Origin of the sequence: Citrobacter amalonaticus Y19, assembly GCF_000981805.1 — a bacterium.
GTDB lineage: Bacteria > Pseudomonadota > Gammaproteobacteria > Enterobacterales > Enterobacteriaceae > Citrobacter_A > Citrobacter_A amalonaticus_C.
Map to the genome: position 1 here is coordinate 1,543,444 of NZ_CP011132.1, position 15,637 is coordinate 1,559,080.

Annotated in this window: 7 protein-coding genes; 5 read left to right on the plus strand and 2 right to left on the minus strand. The window is 50.1% G+C overall.

Annotated features, from left to right (window positions below):
* Nucleotide 1: 1 nt before the first annotated feature.
* Together F384_RS07035 and F384_RS07040 are read left to right on the plus strand one after the other, a co-directional pair.
* Nucleotides 2–2,188, plus strand: coding sequence for a type I secretion system permease/ATPase (locus F384_RS07035; RefSeq protein WP_046480821.1), 2,187 nt, complete (start codon nucleotides 2–4; stop codon nucleotides 2,186–2,188).
* Nucleotides 2,185–3,360 (plus strand): HlyD family type I secretion periplasmic adaptor subunit, encoded by a 1,176-nt coding sequence (locus F384_RS07040; protein WP_046480823.1) that lies wholly within the window; start codon nucleotides 2,185–2,187, stop codon nucleotides 3,358–3,360. Before F384_RS07035 ends, F384_RS07040 begins: the two co-directional genes overlap by 4 nt.
* A gap of 82 nt (nucleotides 3,361–3,442) precedes the next feature.
* On the opposite strand, the gene F384_RS07045 is transcribed toward F384_RS07040, so the two are convergent.
* Complete coding sequence (locus F384_RS07045; protein WP_046480824.1) at nucleotides 3,443–4,054, minus strand: DJ-1/PfpI family protein; 612 nt, start codon at nucleotides 4,052–4,054, stop codon at nucleotides 3,443–3,445.
* Between the two features lie 419 nt (nucleotides 4,055–4,473).
* Between F384_RS07045 and F384_RS07050 the strand changes: the two genes are divergently transcribed.
* The 3 genes from F384_RS07050 to F384_RS07060 all read left to right on the plus strand — a co-directional run bounded on the left by F384_RS07050 (nucleotide 4,474) and on the right by F384_RS07060 (nucleotide 11,670).
* Nucleotides 4,474–9,897 carry an ECSE_1600 family autotransporter gene (locus F384_RS07050; protein WP_046480826.1) on the plus strand — a complete coding sequence of 1,808 codons (5,424 nt, stop codon included), beginning with the start codon at nucleotides 4,474–4,476 and terminating at the stop codon, nucleotides 9,895–9,897.
* A 187-nt stretch (nucleotides 9,898–10,084) separates the two neighbouring features.
* On the plus strand, nucleotides 10,085–10,351 hold the full coding sequence (gene hipB, locus F384_RS07055) for a type II toxin-antitoxin system antitoxin HipB (RefSeq protein ID WP_046480827.1): 267 nt from the start codon (nucleotides 10,085–10,087) through the stop codon (nucleotides 10,349–10,351).
* Nucleotides 10,351–11,670, plus strand: a complete 1,320-nt coding sequence (locus F384_RS07060) for a type II toxin-antitoxin system HipA family toxin (protein WP_046480828.1) — start codon at nucleotides 10,351–10,353, stop codon at nucleotides 11,668–11,670. Before hipB ends, F384_RS07060 begins: the two co-directional genes overlap by 1 nt.
* Before the next feature lie 310 nt (nucleotides 11,671–11,980).
* Here F384_RS07060 and F384_RS07065 read toward each other — a convergent pair whose 3' ends face one another.
* Nucleotides 11,981–15,175: an autotransporter outer membrane beta-barrel domain-containing protein gene (locus tag F384_RS07065; protein WP_080949898.1), complete on the minus strand. Its 3,195-nt coding sequence runs from the start codon at nucleotides 15,173–15,175 to the stop codon at nucleotides 11,981–11,983.
* Nucleotides 15,176–15,637 lie beyond the last annotated feature (462 nt).

The window sequence follows — 15,637 nt, forward strand, 5'->3', positions numbered from 1 at the left end:
GATGAAGAACTCAGTCCCTTCTGTTGAAGCATGGCTTGACGCGATGATCACCGTCGCCCGGCATTACCGTCTGGATTTCTCGCGAGAGAATGTCCGTACAACGGTTAACTGGGAACGAGACAGTCAGCGCGAGGAACTCCTGACGGATATGGCCCGCCAGTTAGGGATGGGGCTGCGCCTGATGCCTTTCTCATCCGACTCGCTGACCCCCTGGCGTCTGCCGCTTGTCGCCGTGTTTGACGACGGAGAACTCGGCGTCATTACCCGTCGGGACGCTCAGGGCAATATCAGTGTGCAATTGAGCGGCGATGACCGGCTGGAAACGACGCTGGATGTGGAGACGATTGACGGGCGAATTACGGAACTTGCGTTATTACGCCCGTTAAGCGCGGTGCCTGATGCGAGGGTGGACGATTATATTCAGCCTTACCAGGCCAGTTGGTTCTGGAACATCGCCCTGAAGGACTGGCGGCGCTATGGCGATATTATGCTGGCGTCACTGGTGGCAAACGTACTGGCCTTAGCCGGAATGCTCTTTTCCATGCAGGTTTATGATCGCGTCGTACCGGCGCAGTCTTATTCCACGCTGTGGGTGCTGTTTGGTGGGGTGATGCTGGCCATTCTGTTTGAATTTACGATGCGGATGGTTCGCACGCACTTATCAGATGTGATTGGTAAGCGGGCGGATCTGCGGATTTCCGATCGGGTCTTCGGTCATGCCATGCGCCTGAAAAACAGCGCCCGCTCTAAATCTACCGGTTCTTTTATCTCGCAAATCAGAGAGCTGGAGTCGGTCAGGGAGTTAATCACCTCTACGACCATCAGCGCGGTGGCTGACTTACCCTTTTTCTTCCTGTTTGTGCTGATTTTGTGGCTGATTGGCGGCTGGCTTGTTCTCGTCGTCCTGCTGGCAATACCGTTACTCCTGATCCCTGGACTGTTGATACAGCGACCGCTGGCGCTGCTATCCAATGAGGGGATGCGTGAGTCCGCCGTGCGTAACGCCACGCTGGTTGAAGCCGTTGAATCCTTCGAAGACATCAAACTGCTGCGCGCTGAGCAACGCTTTCAGAACCAGTGGAACCATACCAATGACGTCGCTGCCACAATCAGTATGAAGCAGCGTTTTCTGACCGGTCTGTTGCTCACCTGGACCCAGGAGGTGCAATCGATCGTTTATGTGGTAGTACTGCTGGTTGGTTGCTTTATGGTGATGAACGGCGATATGACCACCGGCGCACTGGTGGGGACGACTATTCTTGCCTCCCGGACGATTGCGCCGCTGTCACAAATCTCTGGCGTACTCTCGCGCTGGCAGCAGGCAAAAGTGGCCCGTAAAGGGCTGGATGAGCTGATGAAGCGTCCTGTCGATCAGCCAGAACACAGCAAACGGGTCCACAAAGCGGCGTTACACGGTCACTATCAGTTTAACAATGCGGTCTTCTGGTACGATGAGGAAGAGAAAATTGCGGATGTCACCCTCAACGCGCTTACCATCCGCGCGGGTGAAAAAGTTGCCATCCTCGGGCGAAACGGGGCGGGAAAATCCACACTGTTGCAAATGATGGCCGGGATGCATATTGCCCAACAGGGACAGGTCCTGCTTGATAACATCAGCATCAGCCAACTGGATCCCGCTGATTTGCGTCGCGATATGGGATTACTCAGCCAGACCGCACGTCTGTTTTTTGGCTCCGTCAGGGAGAACATCACGATGGGAATGCCCGAGGCGTCCGATGAAGAGATTGAACGCGCACTCACGATGAGTGGCGCCATGCCGTTTGTGCAGAAACAGAAAAACGGGCTCAACTATCAGATTCAGGAAGGGGGCTTTGGTCTCTCCGGTGGACAACGCCAGACTCTGTTACTGGCGCGCTTGCTGCTTACGCAACCCAATATCGTCCTGCTGGATGAACCCAGCGCCTCGCTGGATGAAATGACGGAGGAGTTCCTGATCGAGCAGTTGAAACAGTGGACGACACGTCGCACGCTGATCATCGCGACGCACCGAACGGCCATGTTACAGCTGGTCGACAGGATAATCGTGATGGATCAAGGGCGTGTTGTTATGGATGGGCCGAAAGAGGCCATCCTGCGTGAACATGCCGGCGCGCCTCCGGCACCTTCAGTCAGACGGATTATGTTGCAGGATAATCCTGTTCGTTCAGATAAGGGGACCGCAGCATGAGCCGGCAGATTCAGCACAACCCCGGACTCAGCGAGCCGCGTCTGCCGCGATCCTCCCTGGTCGTACGACTCACCGCACTGATGCTGTTCTGTTTTCTGGGCTGGGCATATTTTTTTGAACTTGATGAAGTGACGACCGGGACCGGTACGGTTGAACCGTCCGGACACGAGCAAACGATCCAGTCGCTGGAAGGGGGGATCCTCTCTCATCTGAATGTGAAAGTGGGCGATATCGTTGAGCAGGGGCAACCGCTGGCGCAACTGAACAGGACCAAAACCGAATCGGATGTTCAGGAGGCGTTGTCGCGGTTAAATTCTGCCCTGGCGACCTCTGCGCGGCTGAGTGCGGAAGTCAGCGATAAGCCGCTGACGTTTCCTGTCGAGCTCAGCCACTTGCCGGAACTGACCGCTTCTGAAACCGCGCTATACAACACGCGCAGGGAAGGGTTACATGAGTCTGTCAGCGGACTGGAGGAGGGGATCCAACTGGTCACCCGGGAACTCAACATGACGCGTCCGTTAGTCAGCCAGGGTGCCGCCAGCAGCGTTGAAGTTCTGCGCCTGCAACGTCAACTGAACGAACTGGCTAACAAAGTCACTGATATCCGGACGCAGTATTATGTCCGCGCTCGCGAAGAACTGGCGAAAGCGAATGCCGATGCGGATGCACAACGTGCGGTGATCCGCGGACGAGAGGACTCATTGAGTCGACTGGACTTTGTGGCGCCGGTCAGAGGGATCGTAAAAGAGATTGATGTGACCACGGTTGGCGGGGTGATTCCACCCGGCGGCAAACTGATGACCCTTGTCCCACTGGATGAGCAACTGCTGATTGAAACAAAAATCTCTCCGCGTGATGTGGCCTTTATTCATCCGGGACAGGAAGCACTTGTCAAAATAACCGCTTACGATTATTCCATTTATGGCGGCATGAACGGAAAAGTGGCGGTGATCTCACCGGATACCCTCCAGGATGAGGTCCGTCGTGATGTGTATTACTACCGTGTGTATATCAGGACGACCAGTAATCATCTTGAAAATAAAGACAAAAAACAGTTTCCTATCTTTCCGGGAATGGTCGCCACCGTGGATGTCAAAACCGGAAAGAAAAGTGTGCTCGACTATCTTCTGAAGCCGTTTAATAAGGCCAGAGAAGCGCTGCGTGAGCGTTAATATTCCGGGAAGGCGATGCTCCGTGTGGGTGATGAACACGGAGCATTTTCAGACATAACGTCTGAACCCGTGGGGAACAGTGTCAAATTTCGGGGAAAATACCCGAGGTAAATGCCTCCCTGATCCCCTCAATATTTGCGTCATCGGTGACGTTCAGTGCGGCCAGGACGTTGCAGGTAAAACTGAGAAACCCACACCCGCTGCCGGTAATCAGATTGCCGTCGCGAACCGAAGGTACAGCCTGATATCTCGCCGCACCGGTGTAGGCAGTACCGGCTCGTTCTTTGAGATAGGCCAGCCCATTGGAGGTATGACTGACCTCATTCAGAAAACCGTTGGCCCCCATAAAGGCTGATGCATCGCAAATCGCGCCCACTACTTTTTTCCTTGCCAGCGCCTGTTGCACGATGGGGACGACGCGCTTTGCCTCTTCCCCCCACCAGTTCGTGCCTCCGACCAGGATCAGCGCGGCATAATCTGCTGGTATGGAATCAAACGTGTAATCCGGCAGGCAGCGAAAGCCTCCCAGGGACATCACTGGCCCTTCATCAGGCGCCACAACCTTAACGTCGTACTGTGGGGCCCAGATCCCGAATCCACGACGCAATCCAGGCGCCAGTAAGGCGAACTCCCAGTCTGCATATTCTGGAATAAGCAGAAACAGCACTTCACCTGATGTACTCTCTGAGTTCATATGTCCTCCTGTGTCATTACTCAATATTATCGCGGGAGTCGCTGCCTGTGACACTCTTTTTTAGCGAATGACATTATCTTTTCCTGAAACAGCAGGCTGACAGGAGGGGTATTTTGTTTATTTTTATTTTTAGCAATTCGTGCTATCTGGACTGAGGTAAGGTTGTGGTAAATGTCCGATTAAAAGAATTAACTTTCTTATTTTGTATTCGACCCCAGAATTATTATTTCGAATGAAATAAGACTCGTGACATGCAAAATGTTATTAATTCGCAAAAGCAAGGAAATACATTATATTGACACGCTTTTTCTTCCAGATGACACTCAATACAGACCTCTCATAAATCAATAAATTTCATTTTTAACGCCTTGCTGTTCATCTCTTTCGTGGCTGTATTGTTTTTAATATGGAGCGTTTATATGAATAGAATCTATCGCGTAATGTGGAATAGCACCCTGCAAGCCTTTCAGGTCTGCTCAGAATTAACTCGCCGGGTAGGTAAAACATCTACTGTTAATCTGCGTACATCTCCAGGAATGTGTACGAAATTCAACACACTGGCGCTGAGTGTATTGCTGGCGCTAGCGGGTTCAGCGTCAGCTGCGAGGCTGGAGGTTGATAATGGTCAGAGTGCCACGCTCAATACTGCCGTTGCTTACGATTCCTATCAGGTTGGGTGGAATGGCAGCGGTATACTTAATATTCTAAGTGGCGGCAACGCTTCATTAACTACTATTGAAACCAGCGTCGTTGGCGGTAATGTGGGCTCGCAGGGTATCGTTAATGTGTCGGGTGGCCTGTGGCGATTGTATGATACCGGGAATCAAGCAAGGCCTTTAAATATTGGTCAATCAGGAACCGGTACGCTTAATATCAACCAGGCGGGTCATGTTGATGGGGGGTATTTAAGGTTAGGTGCTCAAGCCGCAGGTGTGGGGACCGTTAATGTTGAGGGTGAAGGTTCGGTACTGACGACAGAATTATTAGAAATTGGCAGCTACGGTACGGGCTCATTAAATATTACGGATAATGGTTACGTCACGAGTACATTAGTCGCCATTGTAGGCTATCAGGCGGGCAGTAATGGCCAGGTTGTCGTCGAAAAGGGTGGCGAGTGGCTGATACAAAATAATAATTTATTAGTTGATCTCCAAATTGGCAATCAAGGGACCGGTGAAACGACTATTCGCGAGGGTGGCCAGATTACTGCCGGAGATACCTATCTTGGTGGCAATGTCACCGCTACCGGCACCCTGAATGTACAGGACCCAGGATCTGTAATCACGCTCGCCAGACTCTATAACGGTTATCGTGGTAACGGCACGATCAATATTTCCAATAGTGGCCTGATGAATAACGGATATTATGCATTACTGGGCGTTGAGGCAGGTTCTCGCGGCGTGGTCAATGTGACTGATAAGGGGCATTGGAATTTCCTCGGTACGGGCGAAGCTTTCCGCTATATCTACGTCGGTGACGCGGGTGACGGTGAACTTAATGTCTCGAATGAAGGTAAGGTTGATTCAGGTATTATCACGGTCGGGATGAAAGAGACAGGGACAGGCAGCATTACCGTCAAGGATAGAAACTCCGTTATTACCAACCTCGGTACCAATGTTGGTTACGACGGCCAGGGCGACATGACTATCAGTAATGAGGGGCTTGTTGTCAGTAACGGAGGGAGTTCGATCGGCTATGGAGAGAGCGGGATCGGGAATGTCAGCATCACAACGGGTGGACTGTGGCAGGTCAATAATACGGTCTATACCACCATTGGGGTTGGCGGCGTCGGGAATCTCAATATCAGCGATGGCGGCAAGTTCATATCGAAAAATATTACTGTATTGGGCGATAAAGCAAGCGGTACCGGCACGCTCAACCTGATGGATACCACATCAACTTTCGATAGTGTTGGCCTCAGTGTCGGTAATTCTGGTAAGGGCACCGTGAATGTCAGTAATGGCGCAACGCTTACTTCGTCAGGCTATGGTTTTATTGGATCAAATATCACGGGTAAAGGGGTTGTCAATATTTCTACGGGGAGTCGTTGGAATATCGTTAACGAGGGAGGGAATGGTGGTAAGTTGCTTCATGTCGGTGAATCAGGCACCGGGGAACTGAATATTACCTCTGGAGGCGTGGTTAAGGCCAGTGATACGCAGGTTGGCTCCCATGAAACAGGTAAAGGAAACGTCCTGGTCGATGGGCAAAACTCCCTTCTTGAAACCCAAAATATGCAGGTAGGCGCGACTGGGGAGGGAACATTAACCCTTACGAATAACGGCACCCTGAATGTCGTTGGTGGCGAAATTTACTTAGGTGTCTTTGAACCTGCCGTGGGGACGCTCAATATTGGTGCCGCTCACGGTGAGGCAGCGGCGGATGCCGGGTATATCACCAATGTGACGAAGGTGGAGCTTGGTCTGGGTGAAGGGGTCTTCGTTTTTAATCATACCAATAATAGTGATACCGGCTACCAGGTCGATATGCTGATTACGGGTGATGATAAAGACGGAAAAGTCATACATGATGCAGGCCATACGGTGTTCAATGCGGGAAATACCTACAGCGGTAAAACGCTGGTAAACGGCGGCCTTCTGACGATTGCATCTCATACGACTGACGGTGTAACCGGGATGGGGGCGAGTGAAGTGACCATTGCAAACCCGGGTACGCTCGACATTCTCGCATCGACGAACAGCGCCGGAGATTACACGCTGACCAATGTGCTTAAAGGCGATGGCTTGCTGCGAGTAAAATTGTCATCCTCAGACAATGTGTTTGGCTTTACCCATGCTACGGGTACTGAATTCGCCGGTGTTGCACAACTTAAAGACAGTACTTTCGCTCTGGGGGGCGACAACACGGCTGCGCTTAGCCACGCGTTGTTGCAGTCTGACGGCGAAAATATCACCTCGGTAAAAACGGGAGAGCAATCCATTGGTGGGCTGGCCTTGAATGGCGGTACGCTGATTTTCGATACGGATTTTCCTGCCGCGACGCTTGCACAGGGATATATCAGCACCGACACTCTGGTAGTCGGGGCGGGTGAGTATACCTGGAAGGGTCGTACCTATCAGGTCGACGGAACCGGCGACGTACGTATCGACGTACCTAACCCGTGGAACGATCCAATGGCGAATAATCCTCTGACCACCCTCAATTTGCTGGAACAGGATGATAGCCATGTGGGCGTTCAACTGGTGAAAGCGCAAACGGTTATTGGATCCGGTGGGTCATTAACGCTACGTGATTTGCAGGGCGATGAGGTGGCGGCGGACAAAACGTTACAAATTGCGCAAAACGGGACGGTTGTCGCCGATGGCGAATATGGGTTCCGCCTTACGACCGCGCCGGGTGATGGTTTGTACGTAAACTATGGCCTGAAGGCGCTGAACATCTATGACGGTGAGACATTGACGTTAGCGGAGCACGGTGGTGCCTATGGCGCGATGGCGGATATGTCGGCAAAAATTGGCGGTATGGGGAATCTGGCGATCAATACCGTTCGACAGGTTTCGCTTTCCAATGGTCAGAACGACTATCAGGGTGCGACATTCGTTCAGATGGGGACACTGCGTACCGACGCGGATGGCGTGCTGGGCAACACGAGTGAACTCAACATCAGTAATGCGGCCATCGTCGATCTTAATGGATCGTCGCAAACGGTGGGGGCATTTAACGGGCAGATGGGCTCGACCGTATTGTTCAAAAACGGCTCGCTGACGGTAAATAACGGCGGGATGAGTCAGGGTGAACTGGCAGGGGGCGGAAACCTGAATGTAACCGGGGGAACGCTGGCCATTGAAGGGGTTAATGCACGCTACAACGCGTTAACCAGCATTAGCCCGAATGCGGAAGTCAGCCTCGATAATGCGCAGGGGTTGGGCAGTGGAAATATTGCCAATGACGGACGGTTAACGCTGAAGAGTGTGATTGGCGAACTACACAACAGTATGAGCGGCAGGGGCGTCTTCAGCGCAACGGCGGCGACGGACGTTGAACTGGATGGCGATAATAGCCGCTTTGCGGGGCAATTCAACATCGACGCAGGTAGCGCACTGAGCGTCAACGAGCAGAAAAACCTGGGCGATGCTTCCGTTATCAATAATGGCCTGCTCACCATCTCCACCGAGCGAGGCTGGGCGATGACGCACAGTATCACCGGTAGTGGTGATGTGACGAAACTGGGCACCGGGATCTTGACGCTCAATAACGATTCCGCCGCGTATCAGGGGACGACGGAAATCGTGGCCGGTGAAATTGCTTTCGGCTCCGGCTCGGCCATTGATATGGCAAGTCAGCAAATCAATATCCATAACAGCGGTGTGATGTCGGGAAATGTCACCACTGCGGGTGATGTGGATGTCATGCCTGGGGGGACACTGCGTGTCGCGAAAACCACTATCGGCGGCAACCTGAAGAATGGCGGCACGGTACAAATGAATAGTGAAGGAGGAAAACCGGGCAATCTACTGACCGTTAATGGCAACTATAACGGCAACAATGGCCTGATGACGTTCAACACGGCGCTGGGTGGCGATAATTCCCTCACGGATAAGATGAACGTGACAGGCGATACTCAGGGCAATACTCGCGTTCGGGTTGATAACATTGGCGGCGCTGGCGCACAAACGGTTAACGGCATTGAACTCGTTGAAGTTGGCGGCAATTCTGCGGGTAACTTCGCACTGACAACCGGAACCGTAGAAGCGGGGGCTTATGTCTACACGCTGGCTAAAGGGAAGGGTAATGACGCGAAAAACTGGTATCTGACCAGTAAATGGGACGGTGTGACGCCAACGGATACGCCCAATCCGATTGATAACCCACCTGTCGTGGATCCGGAAGGCCCGGCAGTGGTTCGCCCGGAGGCCGGGAGCTATATCAGCAACATTGCCGCAGCAAACACGCTGTTTAGCCATCGATTACACGACCGTCTGGGTGAGCCGCAGTATACAGATTCACTGCGTTCTCAGGATTCAGTAACCAGTATGTGGATGCGTCATGTAGGAGGCCATGAACGTTCGTCTGCCAGCGATGGGCAGTTAAAAACCCAGGCGAATCGCTACATCTTGCAGTTAGGCGGCGATATAGCGCAATGGAGCAGCAACGCGCAGGATCGCTGGCATCTTGGCGTTATGGCAGGCTATACCAGTCAGCACAGCAATACACAAAGCAATCGGGCAGGTTATAAATCGGACGGGCGCATCAGTGGTTACAGCGCGGGGCTGTATGCGACCTGGTATCAAAACGATGCGGATAAGACGGGCGCTTATGTCGACAGCTGGGCCTTGTATAACTGGTTTGATAACAGCGTAAGTTCCGATAATCGTTCTGATGACGACTATGACTCTCGTGGCGTGACGGCTTCAATTGAGGGGGGTTATACCTTTGAAGCGGGAACGTTTAGCGGAAGCGAAGGGACGCTTAACACCTGGTACATTCAACCTCAGGCGCAAATCACCTGGATGGGGGTGAAAGATTCTGACCATACCCGGAAAGACGGCACGCGTATTGAAACGGAAGGCGACGGGAACGTGCAAACGCGACTTGGGGTGAAAACCTACCTGAACAGTCATCACCAGCGTGACGATGGCAAACAGCGTGAGTTCCAGCCTTACATTGAAGCAAACTGGATCTATAACAGTAAAGTCTACGGCGTGAAGATGGATGGGCAAACCGTAAGCCGGGATGGTGCGCGTAACCTGGCTGAAGTGCGTACCGGGGTTGAGGCGAAAATGAATAATAACCTCAGCCTGTGGGGGAATATCGGTGTGCAATTAGGTGATAAAGGCTATAGCGATACCCAGGGAATGCTGGGTGTGAAATACAGCTGGTAATCCATAACAAGCCGCATGTCGTCAATGGCATGCGGCTTTACTATCTTTCTTCTATCCGCGATCGCGGATATCTCTTCACTTATCCCGTATAGCGGATAAAATGAGTTTACAGATTGACTTTATCCTCGAGAAGGGATAAAACCCGTAATATCCCCTTGCGCGGATAACTTTCCTGTGGACGAATGACATGAAGAGCTTCCCGATGATCTACAGCCCAACGCAATTAGCGAATGCAATGAAACTGGTTCGTCAGCAAAATGGCTGGACGCAGAGCGAGCTGGCGAAAAAAATCGGCATAAAGCAGGCAACCATTTCCAATTTCGAGAATAACCCTGACAACAGCACATTGATGACCTTTTTTAAAATTTTACAGTCACTTGAGCTCTCAATGACGCTATGCGAAACAAAAGACGCGGCGCCGGAATCTACTGACCAACAGGGTCTGGAGTGGTAATGCCTAAACTCGTAACGTGGATGAATAATCAGCGGGTAGGCGAGTTGACGAAACTGGCCAACGGTGCGCATACATTTAAATATGCCCCGGATTGGTTAGCCAACCGCTATGCCAGGCCATTGTCGCTTTCGCTGCCATTGCAGGTGGGGAATATCACTTCTGATGCCGTGTTTAACTTCTTCGATAACTTGTTGCCTGATAGCCCAATCGTGCGCGACAGGATCGTTAAACGCTATCGTGCAAAATCAAAGCAACCTTTTGATTTATTGTCAGAAATAGGTCGAGATAGCGTGGGGGCTGTGACATTGTTACCGGAAAATGAAGCGGTGACAAATCCGGTGATGACATGGGAAAAGTTAAGTGAGGCAAAGCTTGAAGAGGTGCTGTCGGCTTATAAATCAGATATTCCGCTGGGCATGATTAATGAAGAAAATAACTTTCGTATCTCAGTTGCCGGCGCGCAGGAAAAGACCGCGCTGCTCAGAATGGGCAATGACTGGTGTATCCCAAAAGGGGTAACGCCAACTACGCATATTATTAAGTTGCCTATTGGCGAAATCAGACAGCCCAATGCGACGCTCGATCTTAGCCAAAGCGTTGATAATGAATATTTTTGTCTACTGCTGGCGAAACAACTCGGACTGGATGTTCCTGGAGCCGAAATTATCAAGGCGGGAAGGGTGCGTGCGTTAGCGGTCGAGCGCTTTGACAGACGCTGGAATGCTGAACGGTCAGTTTTACTCCGCTTGCCGCAAGAAGATATGTGCCAGACATTCGGTTTACCGTCATCAGTCAAATACGAATCTGACGGGGGACCTGGCATCGAGCAAATCATGGCGTTTTTGATGGGGTCCAGCGAGGCGCTGAAAGATCGCTATGATTTTATGAAGTTTCAGGTGTTCCAGTGGTTGATTGGTGCAACGGATGGCCATGCGAAAAACTTCTCTGTTTTTATTCAGGCCGGCGGCAGTTATCGGCTCACGCCATTTTACGACATTATTTCGGCATTTCCGGTTCTTGGCGGTACGGGAATACATATCAGTGATTTGAAACTGGCAATGGGGCTTAACGCATCCAAAGGCAGAAAAACAGCTATCGATAAAATTTATCCGCGTCATTTTATGGCAACGGCAAAGGCGCTGAAATTTCCGCAAGAGCAGATGCGAGAAATTCTGTGTACGTTTGCAGAACAAATACCCGCAGCACTGGATAACGTGACTGCCGCATTGCCAACAGATTTTCCACAGAACGTTGCGATGGCAATCAGGGGGAATGTGCTCAGGCTGCATGGTCGGTTAAACCGGGAAATGGAGGAATGAACAGCGTACCAGTAAAAGGCTGTAAGACATTTCAACGGTTATGTGCACAGTGTAATGACCACAGCAATGAACGGCTGGATTCTCCCTGAATCCATATTAGTGCGCATAATGTATATTATGTTAAATTGAATTTGGCAGGAGGAATCCAGGATTCACTTACCGTCTTGCCACTGCTACCCACTGCTGAGCCAGTCAGATCATAAATTGCAGTCACCGGATTGTCTATTCTGGTGACTGCGGTCCTGACATTACGGTACTCTCATTTTCAGGTTCGCCTCGGTCAAACGCAGCATCCCTTCAGACAAAATTATCAGAAGCTGTATTTAATGCCAATCGATGCCTGAGAATCCCGGTATCCGTGGTCACCGATTTGTTGGGCCACACTGCCCCATATGCTCAGTTTTTTGTTAACGTTGCCTTCAATACCGACTTTAGCTTCTCCGATGTTGCGTGCACCGGCCTGATAATCAGAGACATTGTTCATTGTCACACCGACGTTTTTAGAATTGTGTAGCCAGTTAACTTCAACAAACGGTTGCAGCGCCCGCGTGTTGCCAACACCGGTTTCACGTTGCTCCAGGCGATACGCACGCAGACCTAAACGCGTCGACAGATTACCGCTGTTGCCAGTGACGCTTGTTCCATTCGTTTCATTATGTTTATCTGCATGGACGCCCATCCAGACCACCTGAGCTTTTGGTTGAAGCCAGTAACTGACGTTATCGTGCTGGCTCAGATTAAAACTGTATCCCGCTTCAACCGACGCTAACCATCCGTTCGAATCATATTTTTCCTCGGATAATCCATCACCCTGAACGGAGTTAGTAAACCAGGCATGTTGTACCCAACTGTCGACATATAATCCGGATTTGTCCTGCTGGTTGGCATACCAGGTTCCATACAATCCCAGCGAATAACCCTCTACTCTGTTTTTGGCATTATACGCACTGTATTTCGCATCTGTGTGACCCTGTGCATACCCATAACCCGCCATGACCCCTAAATGAAAGCGGTCCAGGCCACTGTGACTCCATTGCGCGATATCCCCGCCGATTTGCACCACATAGCGGTTGGTCTGTGTTTTTAGCTGGCCCGACCGCGTTTCACTGCGATTATGCCCGCCGTCCTGACGCAACCACAGGCTGGTCACTTTTTGCTCGCCGGTTAAAAAGTCGGTGTACTGTGTTTCACCAAGCCTGTCGTGTAAACGGGAAACGAACATGGTATTTGCCTGCGCCAGATTCGCAACATAGGCCCCTGCTTCTGGTCGCATTACATTCACGCTCCCACGGTCACTTTCCTCTACGGGTTGACCGGGGCTTTCAGGCATTTCCGGTTCAGAAGGCATTGTCGGTTCAGACGGTGTTGCGGGTGCTGCCGGCTCAGCCGGAGCGACTGGCGTTTCCGGTTCAACAGGCGTTACAGGTTCTTCCGGTTCTTCATAGACAGAGCTGGTTAAATACCAGTTTTTACCCATTTTAGCGGCGTGATATTCATAAGCACCGGCAACGACGCGGTTTCGTAGCGCAAAAATCCCCTCGGATTCCCCAGCGACAGTAATAATTTCAATGCCATCTGTTGTTTGTGCGCCACTGCCATTATGGTTATTCACAAACAGACCGGTTGTACCCGACGTATTTCCCTGCACCACCAGTTTATCTGTCTCAGAATCGTCATCACCTAACGTCGTATTAATGGTTACGTTACCACCGCCGCTATAATTGCCGTTCACCGTCAATGTTTTAAATGCACCACTGTTGCCAGGAGGCATAAAAAATACAGAGCCGTTATTTGAAAGCGTTGTCACTGTCGAACTGTCAGTCATATTCCACTGGCTGGCATCATTCAGGGTCATTGTGTCAACATCGGGTGTCTGACCGGTGAATGATGAGGCATGATTTAACGTCACATCTAAAGAGCCATTGGCATTAATTGACTGCGAAATAATATCGCCGAAAATATGCGAGTTATCCGCCGTGATATCCACTGCCCCCGATCGTCTTGATGAACTTAAATCTTTGACGTTGATGGCAACATCGATTTCACCTCCCGAACGGCCGATAATGGTCGAGTCATTCAGGTTCAGGGCTAACGAGCCACTTTCATTCTGAATGGCGTAGCCATCATTCGTTTCAATATGGCTCCCCGTTACCTGTAAGCTATTGGCATCGCTTGTGCTTGCGGTGTTAAAAATAATGCCATGACTGCCGTTTCCGGTCATATTCAACAGGCTATTATTCAGTTGAACGTCAGCCCCGTTTTGTACCCGCACCCCGACTGAAGTATTTCCATGAATTTGGGCGTTAAGACGGTTCGCATGTAAAATACTCCCTGCTGTTTTTGCCTGGAGTCCCGTGGATGTAACACCGTGAGCAGTCAGTTGAACATTATCGAGGTAAACCTGTGACCCCGCAGATTCGGCGTTAACGCCGTAACTCCCTGTACCATTGAGTGTAATGGCGGTATCTGATGCAGTAATGGTGGTGGGAGCAATATTATCGCTATTGTTATGGTGCGCATACAGGGCGTAACTGTTATTGCCAGAGGTAGTAATTTCACTGTTATTCGCCAGAAGTATCTGACTACCATTTCTCACGTCAACAGCGATAGCATTACCACCCAGCATCTCTATTTCTGTATTACGAAATTCCGATACTTCCTGGCTTTTATCGGCAAATATCGCACTGGTATTGCTACCATGCGTAATAATATGTGAATCGTTCATCAAGGCCTGAGAACGCCCGATTAGCCAGACTCCGTAACCTACATTTCTATCCCTTTGCGTCTCGATAGTGACATTATCATAAATACCCTTGGACGCCAGCGTCTGGTTTGGCACCTGGAAATTTGAATCCCAGGAGAGTGCCGAGCCATAACTGACATCACCATGAATATAGGTATTCCGGGCGGTGACCAGTGCGCCATTGCGTGCATTAAAACCGGTCGACTGACCAAGGAACGTGATATCAGAATCAGTGACATGAATGCTTGAACCAATATCCATTGCAGTCAACCCATGCAAATTCGCGATCATCACCGTGTTATGGAACCTGGCTGTTGCCCCTTCAAGCACTTTTACGATGTAATTAAAGCTCTCTATTCTGGAGTCAGAGATATCGATAAGTGAATTCAGACCCGTTACCTGAACAGCCTGCGTACGGTCAACGCTAAAACTGGGCTGATTTCTTACATAATTAATCGTTGCCCCGGTAAGAAATATCTTTCCTCCGGAATGAGCAGCAATTGCGGCCCCTCCATCATAGACAGTGAGAGAAACCCCTTCTCCTCTAATCGTCCCCGTTTCAGCAGCAATTAACGCAGCAGTATTATTTAGTATGTGCTGCTCATTAGGGGTTAATGTAATTTCCTGTCCATTCGATGCCCTGACATAGGTGGTGACGACAGCATGAACCTGGGATGATGCCAGGGCGCCACTGATGGCCAGTGCAATTGCCGTAATGTGGAAACGCCTTTTATGGCGGTAAAGCGCAGAAGTTAAGTCCATTTAAATTGATATCCTTATCCATTATAATTCATTCCGAATTTATTAATTAGAATACTATCCGCTGTAGCATTCACAATGCCACTATCTAATCATTAGATTATTTTTAGCTTAATGAACATCAAATCCGTAGTCAATAGTTAGCGCTTTAAATGTTTAAAAATAAAAAATTGTGTTATAATTCAATGAATACAAAAAAACCTATAAAATCAATACAATAAAACCACACTCTATTATTTGAATTAATTCATTTGATATTATTTTTATTGATTTTTCCGATTATTATTGCGAATAATCTCATTATCTTCTTTGCGCTGCGTTTTCTATTGAAGAGATTGTCCTGTCATTTTCATAACTCAAATTACCTTTTGCGACACCTGGTCGATTTTAAATATAAGTTCTAACATGTGGAAAATAGTAAAATAATGACCGGAGCTAATGCAATATCCGCAGATGATCACATTT

Coding starts and splice junctions, on each gene's coding strand:
- hipB (WP_046480827.1), top strand. CDS start 10,085: ATGAAGAGCTTCCCGATGATCTACAGCCCAACGCAATTAGCGAATGCA.
- F384_RS07065 (WP_080949898.1), bottom strand. CDS start 15,175: ATGGACTTAACTTCTGCGCTTTACCGCCATAAAAGGCGTTTCCACATT.
- F384_RS07040 (WP_046480823.1), top strand. CDS start 2,185: ATGAGCCGGCAGATTCAGCACAACCCCGGACTCAGCGAGCCGCGTCTG.
- F384_RS07050 (WP_046480826.1), top strand. CDS start 4,474: ATGAATAGAATCTATCGCGTAATGTGGAATAGCACCCTGCAAGCCTTT.
- F384_RS07045 (WP_046480824.1), bottom strand. CDS start 4,054: ATGAACTCAGAGAGTACATCAGGTGAAGTGCTGTTTCTGCTTATTCCA.
- F384_RS07035 (WP_046480821.1), top strand. CDS start 2: ATGAAGAACTCAGTCCCTTCTGTTGAAGCATGGCTTGACGCGATGATC.
- F384_RS07060 (WP_046480828.1), top strand. CDS start 10,351: ATGCCTAAACTCGTAACGTGGATGAATAATCAGCGGGTAGGCGAGTTG.